17 protein-coding genes are annotated in these 17407 nt (G+C 33.7%); 10 read left to right on the top strand and 7 right to left on the bottom strand.

Going from position 1 to position 17407, the window contains the following annotated elements:
- Positions 1-19: 19 nt before the first annotated feature.
- The gene (locus EYY60_RS09255) at positions 20-2164 is read right to left on the bottom strand and encodes a S46 family peptidase (protein WP_132989096.1); all 2145 of its coding nucleotides are present in this window, start codon (positions 2162-2164) and stop codon (positions 20-22) included.
- Positions 2165-2477: 313 nt separating this feature from the next.
- Here EYY60_RS09255 and EYY60_RS09250 point away from each other — a divergent pair, with 313 nt between their 5' ends.
- A complete protein-coding gene (locus tag EYY60_RS09250) occupies positions 2478-3008 on the top strand; it encodes an outer membrane beta-barrel protein (RefSeq protein WP_132989095.1) in 531 nt (176 codons plus the stop codon).
- 118 nt (positions 3009-3126) lie between these two features.
- On the opposite strand, the gene obgE is transcribed toward EYY60_RS09250, so the two are convergent.
- The 4 genes from obgE to hpt all read right to left on the bottom strand — a co-directional run bounded on the left by obgE (position 3127) and on the right by hpt (position 6882).
- Complete coding sequence (gene obgE, locus EYY60_RS09245) at positions 3127-4128, bottom strand: GTPase ObgE (protein ID WP_132989094.1); 1002 nt, start codon at positions 4126-4128, stop codon at positions 3127-3129.
- A gap of 139 nt (positions 4129-4267) precedes the next feature.
- The gene (locus tag EYY60_RS09240; protein WP_132989093.1) at positions 4268-5542 is read right to left on the bottom strand and encodes a hemolysin family protein; all 1275 of its coding nucleotides are present in this window, start codon (positions 5540-5542) and stop codon (positions 4268-4270) included.
- Between the two features lie 166 nt (positions 5543-5708).
- A complete protein-coding gene (locus EYY60_RS09235; protein WP_132989092.1) occupies positions 5709-6281 on the bottom strand; it encodes an adenylate kinase in 573 nt (190 codons plus the stop codon).
- Between the two features lie 70 nt (positions 6282-6351).
- On the bottom strand, positions 6352-6882 hold the full coding sequence (gene hpt, locus EYY60_RS09230) for a hypoxanthine phosphoribosyltransferase (RefSeq protein ID WP_132989091.1): 531 nt from the start codon (positions 6880-6882) through the stop codon (positions 6352-6354).
- Between the two features lie 165 nt (positions 6883-7047).
- On the opposite strand from hpt, the gene EYY60_RS09225 reads away from it, so the two are divergent.
- The 9 genes from EYY60_RS09225 (at position 7048) to EYY60_RS09185 (ending at position 16581) form a co-directional block, all read left to right on the top strand.
- Entirely contained in the window at positions 7048-8316 is a 1269-nt protein-coding gene (locus EYY60_RS09225) for a PQQ-dependent sugar dehydrogenase (RefSeq protein ID WP_132989090.1), read from the top strand.
- Between the two features lie 98 nt (positions 8317-8414).
- Entirely contained in the window at positions 8415-10517 is a 2103-nt protein-coding gene (locus EYY60_RS09220) for a TonB-dependent receptor (protein WP_132989089.1), read from the top strand.
- Positions 10518-10540: 23 nt separating this feature from the next.
- Positions 10541-11092, top strand: coding sequence for a hypothetical protein (locus EYY60_RS09215; RefSeq protein WP_132989088.1), 552 nt, complete (start codon positions 10541-10543; stop codon positions 11090-11092).
- A 205-nt stretch (positions 11093-11297) separates the two neighbouring features.
- Positions 11298-12458, top strand: coding sequence for a 5-(carboxyamino)imidazole ribonucleotide synthase (locus EYY60_RS09210; RefSeq protein ID WP_132989087.1), 1161 nt, complete (start codon positions 11298-11300; stop codon positions 12456-12458).
- 84 nt (positions 12459-12542) lie between these two features.
- Positions 12543-13028, top strand: coding sequence for a 5-(carboxyamino)imidazole ribonucleotide mutase (purE, locus tag EYY60_RS09205; RefSeq protein ID WP_132989086.1), 486 nt, complete (start codon positions 12543-12545; stop codon positions 13026-13028).
- 159 nt (positions 13029-13187) lie between these two features.
- On the top strand, positions 13188-13415 hold the full coding sequence (locus tag EYY60_RS09200; protein WP_132989085.1) for a hypothetical protein: 228 nt from the start codon (positions 13188-13190) through the stop codon (positions 13413-13415).
- A complete protein-coding gene (locus tag EYY60_RS09195; RefSeq protein WP_132989084.1) occupies positions 13415-13702 on the top strand; it encodes a type II toxin-antitoxin system RelE/ParE family toxin in 288 nt (95 codons plus the stop codon). The genes EYY60_RS09200 and EYY60_RS09195 overlap by 1 nt, the downstream gene beginning before the upstream one ends.
- Positions 13703-13738: 36 nt before the next feature.
- A complete protein-coding gene (locus tag EYY60_RS09190) occupies positions 13739-15766 on the top strand; it encodes a M3 family metallopeptidase (protein ID WP_132989083.1) in 2028 nt (675 codons plus the stop codon).
- Positions 15767-15921: 155 nt separating this feature from the next.
- Positions 15922-16581, top strand: coding sequence for a SanA/YdcF family protein (locus EYY60_RS09185; protein WP_132989082.1), 660 nt, complete (start codon positions 15922-15924; stop codon positions 16579-16581).
- 33 nt (positions 16582-16614) lie between these two features.
- Here EYY60_RS09185 and EYY60_RS09180 read toward each other — a convergent pair whose 3' ends face one another.
- Both EYY60_RS09180 and EYY60_RS09175 read right to left on the bottom strand, forming a co-directional pair.
- Positions 16615-16965, bottom strand: a complete 351-nt coding sequence (locus tag EYY60_RS09180; protein ID WP_132989081.1) for a type II toxin-antitoxin system HicB family antitoxin — start codon at positions 16963-16965, stop codon at positions 16615-16617.
- 1 nt (position 16966) lies between these two features.
- The gene (locus EYY60_RS09175; RefSeq protein ID WP_132989080.1) at positions 16967-17209 is read right to left on the bottom strand and encodes a type II toxin-antitoxin system HicA family toxin; all 243 of its coding nucleotides are present in this window, start codon (positions 17207-17209) and stop codon (positions 16967-16969) included.
- Between the last annotated feature and the right edge of the window lie 198 nt (positions 17210-17407).

Here is a 17407-nt window from a genome sequence, read left to right as displayed (position 1 = left end):
AAAATTCTATAAATTGAGATTATTTAGCGATCGTCAATTCATCAATAATATTTTTAGCTCCAGCGTATTTGTCAATAATCCAAAGAACATAACGAATATCAACGTTGATTGTTCTTTGCAATTTAGAATCAAAAATAACGTCACCAGCCATAGCTTCGATGTTTCCGTCAAAAGCAATTCCGATTAATTCACCTTTTCCATTCAAAACCGGTGAACCAGAGTTTCCTCCTGTAATATCGTTATCTGTCAAGAAATTGATTGGCATATATCCTGCTTTATCAGCATATTGCCCAAAATCTTTTGCTTTGTTTAATTCTAATAAACGAGCTGGCAAGTCAAATTCCTGATCTCCCGCTTTGTATTTTTTAACCATACTCGTCATATCTGTATAGTTGTTGATTTTAGCATCGTTACGAGGATCTGCAGGCAATGCACGAACTTTTCCGTAAGTCAATCTCAAAGTTGAGTTTGCATCTGGATACTTAATTGCGTTTAATTTTGATTCTCTTAAACCTTCAACCAATTTGCGGTAAGCAATTGCAAAACCGTCGTCAGCTTTTGCTTGATCATCCGTTTTAGCACGGAACTTAGTCATTAAATCATTAGAAATAATATACAACGGATCGTGTACAATTGCCAATGGTTTTGGATCTGCTAAAAATCCTAATACTTTTTCTTTAGTAGTAAAATAACTCACCTCAGTTGCTTTTGCAACATCAGCAGTAAAGTCACCATTATTAGCAGCTTTCATTTTTGCAACTTCTGGAGCAAGTCCGTATTCCGAAGCTTTAGAAGCGTATAAGTTCAATTGTGCAGTTAAAACATCTTTTTCTAATGGCGCATAAAAATCCCCATAAATAGTTTCAACCATTGCATTGATTTTAGGAAGCATTTCAGCTTTCTTTGCTTCATTTTCTTTGTAATATGCAATTAATGCGTTTCCTAAATTAGCTGGTCCAGTTGCATAACTAGAAGTACGTAAAAGTTGTGTCAAGTAATTATCGTGACGCGCTTTTAAGTTCGTTTCTCTGTAATAATCGTTGATTGTCGGAATTACGTTTTCGTACTTATCTTTATTAGCAGGTTTGCTAGCCCACTCATAAAATTTATCTTCTTGTTCTGCTTTCGTATCTACTGTTCCAGCTTTTGTTAAAGCGTCAATCATACCTTGACGGTTTTTCCAGTAATTTGCAGTCGAAGCATATTTTGAAGCATATTTCAAACGAACAGTTGCATCTTTATCCATATACTTTTTCATGACATCCATTCCGGTTTTAGCACCTTCAACCCATGCAGGATAAGCATATTTAATATTTTGCTCAATTCCTCCAGCTGGCATCCAACGGTTTGTTCTTCCTGGATAACCTAAGATCATGGCAAAATCATTTTCTTTTACACCTTTAATGCTTACTGGCAAATAGTGTTTTGGTTTCAAAGGCACATTGTCTTTAGAATACGCAGCAGGATTTCCATCTTTATCAGCATAAACTCTAAACATAGAGAAATCTCCAGTTTGACGAGGCCATTCCCAGTTGTCTGTATCTCCACCAAATTTACCAACGCTTTCTGGCGGTGTTCCTACTAAACGAACGTCTGTGTAATCTTGGTAAACAAAATAGTAATATTCATTTCCTTGAAAGAAAGGACGAACAGAAACAGTATATTTTCCATTTTCGCTGTTTTCTTTTTCGATCAAACTGATTTCTTGCTGAATCGCTTTGTTTCTTTCCGTTTCAGTCATTTGATCGTTTACTTTAGATAAAATTCTTTTAGAGACATCATCCATACGAACGAAGAAACGAACAAACAAAGATTTTGGTTTCATTTCTTGGCTACGGTCTTTAGCCCAGAAACCATCTTTTAAATAGTTTTGTTCTGCTGATGAAAGCTCAGCAATTGCACTATATCCACAGTGGTGATTTGTAAGAACTAAACCAGTATTTGAAACGATTTCTGCAGTACATCCTCCATTGAATTGTACAATAGCATCTTTCAAGCTATGGTGATTAATGCTGTAAATTTCTTCGGCTGTTAATTGCAAGCCCATTTTTTCCATATCTCTATGGTTCAATCTTTCGATAAACATCAAAAACCACATTCCTTCATCGGCTCTCATAGGGAAAGCCACAAGGCACATGGTCAAGAATAAAATTACTTTTTTCATGTTATTTTGTTTAAGTGATGCGAATATAGCTCATTTTCGCAAAAAAAATAATCATATCATACAAAAACAAAACATAACAAATCAAAATGTAGATGATTTTGCGAAATTCACAATTTCGGCAAACAACAAAACTATCTTAAAAATCCTGTATTAATCTTCAAAAAATACTTAAAGTATGATAAATTAAATTATTCAAATTTTAAAAATCAAGATAATTTGTAATAATATACATATTATATTTAATTTTTATTATAAATTAATTCTTACAAATATAAATCTGCTAAATTTGTCATCTCATTTAAAATTTAATAAGATGAAAAAACTATTAACAGCAGTTATTATTTTAATTACAACTTTTGCAAGCGCGCAAAAAAACTCGATTTTACTTGGAGGAAACATCGGATTCTCTTCAGAGAAAATTGGTGACTCTAAACTTGAGAATTTTGAATTTTCTCCAAAAGTAGGATATCAATTTGCTGACCAATGGACTGCAGGAGTCGAAGGTGCAATTATGAATGCAAAAACTTCTGGATCTGATTCAACTGAGAGATATAAAATTGGAGGTTTTGTGCGCTATACTGTGCCACTTTCAGATTTATTTTCTGTTTTTGGAGATCTAGGAGCAGGCTACCAATCGACAAACCTAAACGATGCTAAAGGAATGTATGCAAATTTAACTCCAGCATTATTCATCAATATGAAAAGAGGATTCGGTTTAAATTTCTCTATTGGAGGATTAAACTATGATAATCTTGATGGAAAAAACGATCCAAGACAAGAACGTTTTGGATTTGATTTTGGAAAAACCTTGAAAATCGGAATTTCTAAAAACTTCGGATTATAATTTTTAGGGTTTACGCTAGAAAGTAAAAATCCTATGCTTTTTGTTTTTTCGCACAAAAAGTAAAAAACCCGACAATAGAAATTGTCGGGTTTTGTATTTTTATAACTAAACGTTTTTTTTACTCGTTAAGCATTTTCCAAAGTTTATCTTTCAAATCTGTAAGCCCTTGTTGAGCAACAGATGAAATAAACATATAAGGGACATCTTTGAAAGTAACATCTAGTTCTGCTTTCAATTCTGCTTTTAATTCGTCATCCAGCATATCGCATTTTGAAATTACTACCAAACGCTCTTTGTCTAGCATTTCAGGATTGTATTTCGTTAATTCGTTAACCAAAATATCGTATTCTGCTCTAATATCTGTAGCATCAACCGGAACTAAGAAAAGCAACGTTGAATTACGTTCAATATGACGCAAGAAATAATGACCTAAACCTTTTCCTTCAGCTGCGCCTTCAATAATTCCAGGAATATCGGCAATTACAAAAGATTGAAAATCTCTATACGCTACAATTCCTAAATTTGGTTTTAAAGTCGTAAACGGATAATCAGCGATTTTTGGCTTTGCTGAAGTTAACACAGAAAGTAATGTAGATTTTCCAGCATTTGGGAAACCAACTAAACCGACATCGGCCAAAACTTTTAATTCTAAAATTACATCCATTTCAACACCCAATAAACCTGGCTGTGCATAACGAGGCGTTTGATTTGTTGAACTTCTAAAATGCCAGTTCCCTAAACCTCCCTTTCCCCCTTTTGCAAGGATTCTTTTTTCTCCGTCTTCTGTAATTTCAAAAAGTGTTTCACCAGTTTCTTTGTCTTTTACAACAGTTCCTAGTGGCACTTCAATGATTTTGTCTTCTCCATCTGCTCCTGTACTTCTGTCAGAACCTCCGTCTCCACCGTGACCAGCTTTAATGTGACGTGCAAACTTTAAATGAAATAATGTCCAGAGTCCTTTATTTCCAACTAAATACACATGTCCTCCACGGCCACCGTCTCCACCGTCTGGACCTCCTTTTTCAATAAATTTCTCTCTATGTAAATGCGTCGAACCTTTTCCTCCCTTTCCGGAAGAAACATATATCTTAACGTAATCTACAAAATTTCCTTCTGTCATTTTTCTGAATTTCAGATTTTAGATTTTAGATTTTAGATTTCTCTAGCTTCTATTTCTAAATTCTATTTTATTTATTTTTCAGTATCAGTCTAAATTTTCAGCGCAAACTGCGACTGAAAACTGTGACTGAAAACTCTTTTTACTCTTTAAGCGCTCTCACAAGCACTTTGTCAATCTTAACACCGTCCATGTCGATGACTTCCAGAACGAATTTCTGCCAAACCAATTTTTCTCCTTCTTTTGGAATATGAGAAAGCTCGGTCATGATCATGCCACTTACGGTATTTACTTCGTAATCGTTGGTTAATTCGTCTAACTCGAAATACGTCAAGAAATCGTGCAACGAATAATGTCCGTCAACCAGCCATGAACCGTCTTCTCTTTCTATAAGCTGGAACTCGTCTTTATAAAATTCTGATGCATCGCCTACTAACGCTTCCAAAATATCATTCAACGTAATCATACCTTGAAAAACGCCATATTCATCTGAAACCAACGCATAATGTACACCCGTTTTTTTGAAATTTTCCAACGCTTTATAAGCCGTAGTTTGCTCCATCAAATAAGGTGCTTCATACATTATTGAAGCCAAATCAAAATTATCGTTTTCGATATGGGCAAAAATATTTTTTAACGTTACAACACCAACAATATCATCATAATTGTCTTTGTAAACCGGATAAACCGCATGCAAATCCTGAACTACCAATTCTTTGATTTTGATTTTGTCTGCATTTAAAGGCAACATATCTACCGATTTTCGGTGTGTCATTAATGAACTCACTTTTCGATCTCCAATGTGAAAAACACGTTCCACAATATCTTGTTCAATTTCCTGAACTTCTCCAACTTCGGTTCCTTCTTTAATGATGGCTTTAATTTCTTCTTCCGTAACTTTTCCATCGGCAGTTGGTTTTATTTGAAAAATATTCAATAAAAAATCTGTCGAAGTCGTTAAAAGCCAAATGAAAGGTGCCGTGATGATCGAAATGATTTTCATTGGCATCGCCACCATTTTTGCAATTGATTCTGGATAATTTAATCCAATTCGTTTTGGAAGTAATTCTCCCAAAACCAATGAGAAAAAAGTCAGCACTACAACTACAATCCCTACTGCAACTGAATGCGCATATGGCTTTAAAACTGCAAATCCGCCAACAAATCCTTCTACATCTAATGTAATTTTATCACCACTATAAATACCTGTTAAAATCCCAATCAAAGTAATCCCGATTTGCACTGTCGATAAAAACTTGTTTGGCGAATTTGCCAAATCGAGTGCAATTTTGGCGCTTTTATTTCCTTTTTTTGCGGCGGTTTCTAGTCTATTTTTCCTGGCCGAAATCAGTGCAATTTCAGACATAGAGAACACTCCGTTTAATAGTATTAGAAAAAATATTATTAGTATTTCCAATGTTTAGTAGATTCGTTATTTGTTTGGTTCGCTGTATTTAGATATTCTTGTTTTGGCTATTTTTTAAAAAACTAATTTTTCTAAACAAAAAACCGCATTCATTTGGAAGCTTGTTTTATGCTTAGAAAAATAGCTTTTAGGAATCCCGACAGCCATCGAGAATTTTCTACAAATTATCTATAACAGACGTTAATCTTTCTGTAATTTGTTCAATAGTTCCAATACCATCTACGGCATAAAACTTACCTTGTTCTTTATAGTATCCAATAAGAGGAGCTGTTTTCTCATTATATTCCTGATATCTTACACGAATTTTTTCTTCGTCTTGATCGTCAGCTCTTCCACTTGTTTTTCCTCTTTCCAACAAACGTTTTACCAAAATTTCGTCATCAGCTTCTAAAGCGATTGTTGCCGTTACGCTTGATCCAATTGTTGGCAAAAACTTATCTAAAGCTTGTGCTTGATCTAAAGTTCTTGGATATCCGTCGAACAAAAATCCTGCACTTTCTGGGTGTTTTTTTACTTCATCAATTAACATTGCAGTTGTTACTTCGCAAGGAACCAATTCTCCATTGTCCATAAAAACTCTTGCTTTTTTCCCTAGCTCAGTATCATTTTTTAAATTGAAACGAAAAATATCTCCTGTTGAAAGGTGCGTTAAATTGTATTTTTCTTTTAAAAATTCTGCCTGCGTTCCTTTTCCTGCACCAGGCTTTCCAAATAAAACGATGTTAATCATAATTGAAATGAGTGTTGTACTTCTTTTTTCAGAAGTCTTTAAATGAATATTTAGTTGTGTTTGTTTTTAATTATTCTGCTAATTTGTAAACTTCAGTAAGGTTTCTTCCCAAACCGTCGTAATCTAATCCGTAACCGACAATAAATTTATTCGGGATTCTGATTCCGATATAATCTATTTTCATGTCTTTTTTATACGCTTCAGGCTTAAAGAACAATGTTGCGACTTTAAAATGTTTTACATTTTGCGCTTTAAACAAATGCTTTAATTCTTCGATCGTATTTCCGGTATCGACAATATCTTCAATAATGACAACGGTTCTGCCTGACAAATCCTGATTAATTCCGATTAATTCTTTAACCGAATTTGTAGTTTCTGTACCTTCATACGAAGCCATTTTGATAAATGAAACCTCGCATGGTTTTTTATACTTTTTCAAAAAATCGGCAACAACCATAAAGGCTCCGTTCAAAACTCCAATAAAAATTGGTGTATCATCTCCAAAATCATCTTCTACCTGAGCCACTAATTTAGTTAAAGCAAAATCAATTTCTTTAGCCGAAATAAACGGAACAAATTGTTTATCGTGAAGTTGTATCATTATTTTTAAATTTAAAATAATGGACAAAGATACAGAATTACAACTTAACTGTAAATATCAAAATAAACTGTCTGAGCATTTTTAAATACTTTAAGTACATCTTTTCGGAAAAAAACTTTTTAATTTTAGTAAATTGTGGCCTTCAAAACTTTAATACGAACCCTAATGAAAACCACAATACAAATTTTTTCGGCTTTTTTAATTCTTACAGCATGTCACGGACAGGTAAGTAAAGAAGAAAAAGAAGCCCTTTCGAAACAACCTGCAAATGTTGTAAAAACTGCTATTGGAGATATTACACTTCCTCCGCCCTACGCAACCGAATCTAGCCGAAACAACAGTAAGATAATTGGCTGGCCAGAAGGAAAAACACCAATTGCGCCAGAAGGTTTTACGGTTACAAAATTTGCTGACGGTTTTAGCAATCCGCGTTGGAGCTATATTGGTCCAAACAATGATATTTTTGTTGTTGAAAGTGGCACAAGAACAAGCAAAAACCAAATTATAGTTTTGCGCGACAAGGATAAAGATGGAAAATATGAAACTCGCGAAGTTTTTATTTCAGGATTAAACAGACCTTTAGGAATGCTGATTCTTAAAGACTTTTTTTACATTGCAAATACCGACGGACTTTACCGTTATCCTTATAAAAATGCTCCTTTAAAATTAGAAACCCAAGGCACCAAAATTGTTGAACTTCCTGCTGGCGGATATAACAATCACTGGACAAGAAGTTTGCTTGCGAATCCTGAAGGAACAAAAATTTATATTGGTGTTGGTTCAGGAAGCAACGTTGGCGAAAACGGAATGGATAAAGAAATTCGTCGCGCAGCAATTTTAGAAATCAACCCTGACGGAACTGGTGAAAAAATTTATGCTGACGGACTTAGAAATCCAATGGGAATGGATTGGAATCCCGCCAACAAAAAAGAACTTTGGACAGCGGTAAATGAAAGAGATGAACTAGGCGATGATTTGGTTCCAGATTATATTACGAGTGTAAAAAGAGGCGGTTTTTACGGATGGCCGTATTCTTATTTTGGAAGTATTCCTGATCCAAGATGGAAAGGCGAACGAAAAGATTTGGTCAAAAAAGCAATTGTTCCAGATGTTCCGGTTGGTCCACACACTGCTTCTTTGGGATTGGCTTTTTATACAAAAGATGCTTTTCCGGCAAAATACAGAAATGGTGCTTTTGTTGGTCAGCATGGTTCTTGGAACCGATCTGTAATTTCGGGTTATAAAGTTTTATTTGTTCCTTTTAAAGATGGAAAACCTTCGGGAAAACCAGAAGATTTTTTAACTGGTTTTATTTCTGATAATGATAAAGCGGAAGTTTACGGGCGTCCGGTTGCGGTTACAGTTATGAATGATGGATCGCTTTTAGTTAATGACGATAGCGGAAATACGCTTTGGAAAGTTACAGCGAAATAAAATTGTATTTAACCACAAATTGCACCAATTTTTGCAAATTAATTTGTGTGAATCTGCGGAATTTGTGGTTAAAATTTTCATTTTTAAATTTCATTTTTATGATTTTCAAAAAATATTTTCTTCTTCTTTTTGCATTTACTATCATCCAAAATCTAACAGCACAAGAAAAAGAAGTCCAAAATATTGATTCTGTTAAAACTCAAAAACTGAATGAAGTTTTAATAAGTCCATTACATATTAATCGAGATTTACAGAATAGTCCAGCTTCAATTGGCATTTTATCTGAAAAAGAATTACTTCGAAATAATACCACAGACATAAGTAATGTCATTAATACGATTCCTGGTGTTTTTATGCAATCGTCGAATATTACCACAACCCGAATCTCGATTCGCGGAATTGGCGCGAGAACTCCTTATGGGACGAATAAAATCAGAGCTTTTTATGGAAATATTCCGCTGACATCCGGAAACAGCGAAACCATAATTGACGATATCGATCTTCAAAATATCAATCAGTTTGAAGTGATAAAAGGTCCGCTTTCGAGTATTTACGGCGCGGGTTTGGGCGGAGCAATTTTGATTTCGCCTGAAACATTTAATAGAGGAACTTATCAAGCCGAAATCAGTTCTGTTTTTGGCTCTTTTGGATTATTGAAAAACAGAATTGGTTTTAATTTGAATGAAAAAAATGCTTCTTTAAATCTGAGTTATCACAATTTAAAAACCGATGGCTGGCGTGAAAACAGCGCTTACAATCGCGAAGGAATTACGCTTTCTGGAGAATTATTTCGAAAGAAAAATAGTAAACTGACTTACTTTTCTAATTATACCTATCTAAAAGCATACATTCCGAGTTCGATTAACAAAACTACTTTCGACAATAATCCGCAAGCGGGCGCGCCAACTTGGGTTGCTTCAAAAGGATTCAAAGAATACAAATCGACTTTGGCAGGATTGGCTTATGATTTTAAATTAAACGATAATCTTCAAAATTCAACTTCCGTTTTTATCAATTATAAAGACAGTAACGAACCTCGCCCTTTTGATATTTTGCGTCAATATACTTTTGCTTCGGGCGCTAGAACACAATTTTCGGGAGATTTTAAAATCGGAAAAATCAAAAATCAATTTATTGCTGGATTGGAATATTTCAGAGATAATTACAGCGGAAATACTTTTCAAAATCTTTATCAGCAAAATAACGGAAATGGAAGTTTACAAGGCGATCAACTTACAGCAACAGATCAAAAAAGAGATTTTTACAATATTTTTTCGCAGATCAGGACTTTGCTTTCTGAACATTTTGAAATTCAGGCGGGTTTAAATTATAACAAAACCAAATTTGAATTGCAGAATAATTTTCCCCCTTCCGCGAATAATCCGAAAGAGAAATATAATTATGATGGGATTTTTTCGCCACAATTTTCTTTTTTATTTAAACCGAATGAAATCCGAACTTTTTACTTTTCTGTAAGTCGAGGATTTTCTCTTCCTGCAACCGAAGAAACTTTAACGGCAGCAGGAAATATCAATTCTGACATTAAACCCGAAACAGGTTACAATTTCGAATTGGGCGGAAAACTGCATTTTTTCAATAAAAAACTCTACACCGAAATTGCCATTTACCGAATGGAAATTAAAGATTTATTGGTTGCCAAAAGAATCGGAGACGATCAATACGAAGGTGTAAATGCCGGAAAAACGTTTCATGAAGGAATTGAGATTTCGTTAAATCATAATTGGGCAATAAATCGAATTTTCAATTTAAACTCTTACGTAGGTGCTTCAATAGGAAATTATGAATTCAAAGAATTTGTCGATAACGGAAATGATTATTCTGGAAACAAATTAACCGGAGTTCCAGCGAATACGGCAAGTGCAGGTTTTAATTTAAATACTAATTCAGGCTTTTACTTTTCAGCCGATTTCCAGTTTACAGATAAAATCCCAATGAACGATTCTAATGCAGATTATTCTGATTCTTATTCGCTTTTGAATTTAAAAACAGGCTATCAATTTGAGATTTTATATGGATTAAACGCACATTTAGACGCAGGCATAAATAATGTCTGGAACGAAAAATACGCTTCAATGATTTTGACCAATGCAACAGGAGTTGGAAATGCACAGCCAAGATTCTATTATCCAGGTCTACCAATAAACTATTACGGAATTATCTCATTAAATTACTTATTTTAGCGACGTATTAAACATCAAAAACAATGCTTTCCGAACTGCAGAAAAAACTGGATTATGTCAATGCTTATCGAGAAAATCGTCTCAAAACGGCACAGGATGTTTTAGAAAATCCTTCACTTTTTAGCGAGTTGGTTTCGATTTGCTTTTCACCCGAAGACAAAAACAATCATAAAGCCTGTTGGATTTTAGAATTTGTTTCTTACGAAGAATTAAATTGGCTTCAACCTCATCTTGATTTTTTCTGTTCCAATCTGAAAATTTTAAAAGACGAGAGTTCCATGCGTCCTATTGCAAAAGTCGTTCAGCTTTTGGTAAAATCGCATTACAAGAAAAACGAAAACGGGATTCAACTTTCAGAAGAAAACTTGCAAGACTGCATCGAAGCCTCTTTCGACTGGCTGATCAATGATACCAAAGTTGCCACAAAAGCCTATTCTATCAGAACCTTATACATTCTCGGAAATTATTACGACTGGATTCATCCCGAACTCAAAGTGATTATTGATAAAGATTTCGGAGACCATTCACCCGCCTACAAAGCCGTCGCCAAAGAAGTTTTGAAGAAAATCAAATAGTTTTTCAGCCACAAATTACACCAATTTACACGAATTTTTCTTTGACTCGATTTTAAAAATTAATTAGTGAAAATTGGTGTAATTCGTGGCAAACAAAAAAAATCCTTTCTAATCCTTTTATCCCGATAGCTATCGGGAGTGGCAGAAAAACTAAATTTTGGCTAAAAAAAGATTAAAAAGTATCTTTGCAAAAACACAACACAAAATGAATTATTTTTCTTCTGATTTTAAATTAGGAATATTAGGTGGCGGACAATTAGGCAAAATGCTTTTGTTTGACACCCGAAAATTTGATATACAAACTTACGTTCTCGATCCAAGCGACGAAGCGCCTAGTAAAATTGCATGCAACAAGTTTTTTCAAGGCGATCTAATGGATTATGAAACGGTTTACAATTTCGGAAAACAAGTCGATGTTTTGACTTTCGAAATCGAATTGGTAAATCTTGAAGCTTTAACGCAACTAGAAAACGAAGGCTTAAAAGTATATCCATCTCCAAAAACCTTAAAAGGAATTCAGAATAAAGGTGTTCAAAAAGATTTTTACGCTAAAAATAATATCCCAACTGCACCTTTCAAAAGATTTGAGAACCTTGAAAATCTAAAATCAGAAATCGTTAATCAACAATCAACAATCAAATTGCCATTTGTTTGGAAATGCACCGAATTTGGTTACGATGGAAACGGAGTAAAAATAGTTCGCCAGATTTCAGATTTAGATACATTGCCAAATGTAGAATGCATTGCAGAAACTATGGTTCCGTTCAAAAACGAATTGGCGGTAATTGTAGTTAGAAATCCATCAGGCGAAATGAAAACGTATCCAGTTGTAGAAATGGAATTTCATCCTGAAGCAAACCAAGTTGAATATGTAATCTGCCCAGCAAGAATTGATGATAAAGTAGCAGAAAAAGCGAGAGCAGTTGCCTTAAAAGTTTCAGAGAATTTTAATCATGTTGGTCTTTTAGCAGTTGAAATGTTCCAGACTCAAGATGATGAAATTTTAGTTAATGAAGTTGCTCCTCGTCCGCACAATTCTGGGCATTATTCAATTGAAGCAAGTTATACTTCACAATTCGAAAATCATTTACGTGCTATCTTAGATCTTCCCCTAGGAAACACAGACAGCAAAGTTGCCGGAATTATGGTAAATTTAGTCGGTGCCGAAGGTCATTCTGGAAATGTTGTGTATGAAAACATCGAAACCATTTTAGGATGGGATGGTGTTACACCTCATATTTACGGAAAGAAACAAACTCGTCCTTTCAGAAAAATGGGTCATGTTACGATCGTAAATGAAAATATGGCTGAGGCAAGAAGAATTGCACAGGAAGTTAAAGAAACTATTAAAGTGATTTCAGAATAATTAAAAAATTTAAAGATTGAAAAATTTAAAGATTGATGTACTAATTTTTAAATCTTTCAATCATTTAATCTTTAAATAAAAAAAATGAGCAAAGTAGCTATTATAATGGGAAGCATCTCCGACATGCCAGTTATGCAGGATGCAATCGACATATTAAAACAATTTAATGTAGAAGTTGAAGTAGATATCGTTTCGGCACACAGAACGCCGGAGAAATTATTCGATTTCAGCAAAAATGCACACAATCGCAGTATTTCGGTAATTATTGCTGGTGCGGGCGGTGCAGCACATTTACCAGGAATGGTGGCTTCAATGTCTCCGCTTCCAGTAATTGGAGTTCCAGTAAAATCAAGCAATTCTATTGATGGTTGGGATTCTGTTTTATCAATTCTGCAAATGCCAGGTGGCGTTCCTGTTGCAACTGTAGCTTTAAACGGAGCAAAAAATGCTGGAATCTTAGCAGCACAAATCATCGGAAGCCACGATAAAAAAGTTTTAGATACTATTATTTCTTATAAAGAAGAATTGAAAGCAGCAGTTAATAAAGCGGCTGAAGGTTTAAAAAAGTAATTTCACAGAGATACACAAAGAAGACACAGAGGAACGCAAAATTTTGTGAATCTCTGTGTTTTTTTCTTGGTGCAACTTTGCGAAATAGCTCATTCCAAGAATTAACTAATCCTTATAAAAATTTCTAAAAGAAAAACTTAACTTTGAGAAAAAAGCAAAATGAACATTCAAACTTCTAAAATAGAGCTGGCTAAAATTGTTTTAGACATTGATAATCCTGATTTAATTCAGGAAATTGTCGAGTTCATTCAATCTAAAGAAAGTCTTTCAGAAGAACAAAAAAGCAAAATAAATGAGGCTATTTATTCTTTAGATAATAATGAAGGAATTTCACATGATGTTGTTATGGAAGAAACCAAAAATCGTTATTCAAAATATTTTAAATAATGAATGTAATTTGGTCTCCACAAGCTAAACAAGACTTTTGGAACAACATCGATTATTTGGAAGCCGAATGGTCTGAAAAAGTTGCTCAAAATTTCATTGAGAAAGTAAATACCACAATTGCACTTTTAAAAAATGACAATGTTTTATTTCTGAAAACAAATTATAAAAATGTTTACAAAACTGTCATTACAAAACACATTTCACTTTACTACCGTATCGAAAATACTAATTTAGAATTGCTTCGTTTTTGGAATACTTTTCAGGATACGAAGAAATTTAAATTATGATTTTCTAATTTTATATTTTTAAACAGCATAAATAATATGAGTGTATTAACCCAATATTTCAACACCAAACATAACACAGCGCCTTTTTCGCAAATAAAAATCGAAGATTACGTTCCGGCTTTTCAGGAAGGAATTGCTTTGGCTAAAGCCGAAATTGATGCGATTGTAAATAATCCAGATGCTCCAACTTTTGAAAACACGATTGTAGCAATGGATTTTTCAGGCGATATTTTGGATCGTCTTTCTAGTGTTTTCTTCAATTTGAATTCGGCTGAAACGAATGACGAAATGCAGAAAATTGCTCAGGAAGTTTCGCCTTGGCTTTCAGAATTAGGAAATGACATTCGTTTGAATGCGGAATTGTTTGCAAAAGTAAAAGCCGTTTACGATCAAAAAGAAAGTTTGAATCTGAATCCAGAACAAACGACTTTATTAGACAAAAAATACAAAAGTTTTTCGAGAAACGGAGCTAATTTGCCAGAAGACAAGAAAAATCAATTAAGAGAAATCGACAAAGAATTATCGAAATTGAGTTTACAGTTTGGCGAAAATGTTTTGGCCGAAACCAACAACTTCGAATTGCATTTAACCGATGAGAAAGATTTGTCTGGTTTGCCAGAAGGAACAATCGAAGCGGCAAGATTATTAGCTAAAAATCAGGAAAAAGAAGGCTGGATCTTTACTTTAGATCATCCAAGTTATGTTCCGTTTTTGACTTATGCTGACAATCGCGAACTGCGTAAAAAAATGGCGATTGCTTTTGGTGCGAAAGGTTTTCAAAAGAATGAATTCAACAATGAAGAAAATGTTCTGAAAATCGCTAAACTTCGTCACGAAAGAGCTAATTTATTAGGTTACAAAACGCATGCGCATTTTGTTCTAGAAGAAAGAATGGCCGAAAGTCCAGAAAAAGTATTCTCTTTCTTAAATGATTTATTGTCTAAAGCAAAACCAGCAGCTCAAAAAGAATTTGCAGAATTAACTGCTTTCGCAAAAGAATTGGACGGAATCGAACAATTAGAAAAATGGGACGGCGCTTATTATTCTGAAAAATTAAAACAACAGCTTTTTAATTTAGATGATGAAAAGCTTAAACCTTATTTTCAATTAGAAAAAGTTTTAGACGGGGCGTTTACCGTTGCCAAAAAATTATACGGCTTAACTTTTACGGAAGTTTTTGATATCGATAAATACCACGAAGAAGTTACAACTTACGAAGTAAAAGATAATGATGGAAATTTAGTATCGATTTTCTACGCCGATTTCTTCCCAAGAAAAGGAAAAAGAAATGGCGCGTGGATGACTTCATTCAAATCTCAATATGTAAAAGATGGCGTAAACGAAAGACCACATGTTTCGAACGTTTGTAATTTTACAAAACCAACAGAAACAAAGCCTTCGTTATTAACTTTTAATGAAGTAACAACATTATTCCACGAATTCGGACACGGATTACACGGAATGTTGGCAGATACAGTCTACCCAAGTTTGTCTGGAACTTCGGTTTACTGGGATTTCGTAGAATTACCAAGTCAAATTATGGAGAACTGGTGTTATGAGCCAGAAGCTTTGGCTTTGTTTGCGAATCACTATGAAACTGGAGAAATTATTCCGATTGAATATGTTCAGAAAATTAAAGAAAGCGCAAGTTTCCAAGAAGGTTTGGCAACATTGCGCCAGTTAAGTTTTGGACTTTTAGACATGGCTTGGCACGGACAAGATCCAACTGCTATTTCGGATTTAAAAACTTTCGAAACAGAACAATTTGCCAACACGCAATTGTATCCAGACGTAAAAGAAAACGCGATGAGTACCGCTTTTTCACATATTTTCCAAGGTGGATATTCTTCTGGATATTACAGCTACAAATGGGCTGAAGTTCTAGATGCTGATGCTTTTGAATTTTTCCATGAAAATGGAATTTTCAATGCAGAAGTAGCGAAGAAATTCAAAGATAATGTACTTTCAAAAGGAGGAACAGAACATCCAATGACTTTATACAAACGTTTCAGAGGCCAGGAACCAAAACCTGAAGCTTTATTGAAAAGAGCAGGATTGTTGTAAAGATTCTAAGATACTAAGGTTCTAAGTTGCTAAGCTTCTTAGAGAACCGAATTTTGAAACCGAAGCAAAAAAGCTTCGGTTTTTTTATTTGATTTTTCTTAGAAATAAATTTACTTATCTTCGTCTTTTAAATCTTAATCTTACAAATACAAGCCGTGAAAAAATATTTTAAAATAGCGCTTTATCTTGCCATTATCGGATTGATTTCGATTGTTGCGATAAATTATTATGTAAAATCTTCTACTAAAAAGAACGTTTATTATTCAATAAAAAAGTTTCCTAAAAATGATGTCGGAATTATTTTTGGTGCAGGCATTAATGGAAATCAGCCAAGCAAATATTTAAAAGATCGCCTAGACGCCGGAATTATGCTTTGGAAAGCAAAACGCATCAATAAAATTTTACTTTCGGGAGATAATGGCCGTGATGAATATGATGAATTAACAGTAATGAAGAACTACTGTTACAATCACGGCGTTGATACAACCAAAATATTTATTGATTATGCTGGTTTTGATACTTACTCAACAATGTATCGTGCAAAACACATTTTCAAAATTAAAAAAGCAACTTTAATTTCTCAGGAATATCATTTAAACCGAGCGATTTATATTGGGCAAAAACTTGGCATTAAATCTTCCGGATATTCTGCCAATAAAGGAGAATATCTTGGATATAATTATGTTCGCTTTAGAGAATATGGTTCAGTTTTTAAATCTTTTTTTGATGTTTTGAGAAACCGAGAACCTCGTTTTTTAGGCGGAGAAATTAGTATTAATGGAGAATCCAACTTTTCTAAAGAAGATAAACGATAAAAGAAAATCCGAAACAGAAATGCTTCGGATTTTTTAGTTTAAAACTTCTTCATGTTTGACCACATAAGACAAAGCCTCTTTTACAACTTCATTTAAATTCAATCCTTTTCTAGAAGCCAAAAGGGCTATTTTTTGATGTAATTCTTGCGAAACTCTCACATTAAAAGATCCTCTATAAGTTTTATCTGGAGTCTTATTCAATAATTTACATGTTTCTAAATAATCGTCAACAGCTTCTTTAAAAGATTCTTCCAATTCTGTAACCGAAGAACCTTCAAAAGTTATTAAATCGTTTATACCATGAATTTTTCCAAAGAATATTTTATCATCTGCAGAAAATTCTAATGTACCAATGTATCCGTTATATTCTAAATAGTTTTTCATCTTACATTTCCAAATGTTCAATAATAATATCAAGCTGATATCCCTTCAAAACTTTCTGTGGATGCGGTTCATGCAAACTTATAATTTGTTTGTTTTCATTTACAAATTTTCTTCTTGAACCACCAGTCTTTCCCTGTGAAATTTGTTCGTAACCAAAATGCTTTAAAATTTTCAACATTTCATCCCAAGAAAAATCTTTTGGTTTTGATTTTAATCTTTCAACAAGCTTATCAATCTTACTCATACAAATTTATCATTAAATCTTCAATTTGCAACTAAATTTTAGTCGCAACCCGAATCAGAAATTAAAAATAAGAAAAATCTTTCAGGCAAAACATATCTTACTAAAATATCAAAACAAAAAAGATCATAAAAAAAGATCTACAAATATTCTTGCAGATCTTTTTTCAAATAGGCTAAAAATAAAATCTTTAATCTTGGT

It is taken from the genome of Flavobacterium zhairuonense (assembly GCF_004352915.1).
Classification (GTDB): Bacteria; Bacteroidota; Bacteroidia; order Flavobacteriales; family Flavobacteriaceae; genus Flavobacterium; species Flavobacterium zhairuonense.
Note: the sequence above shows the minus strand (reverse complement) of the source record. Positions and strands in the feature narration are given on the sequence as shown.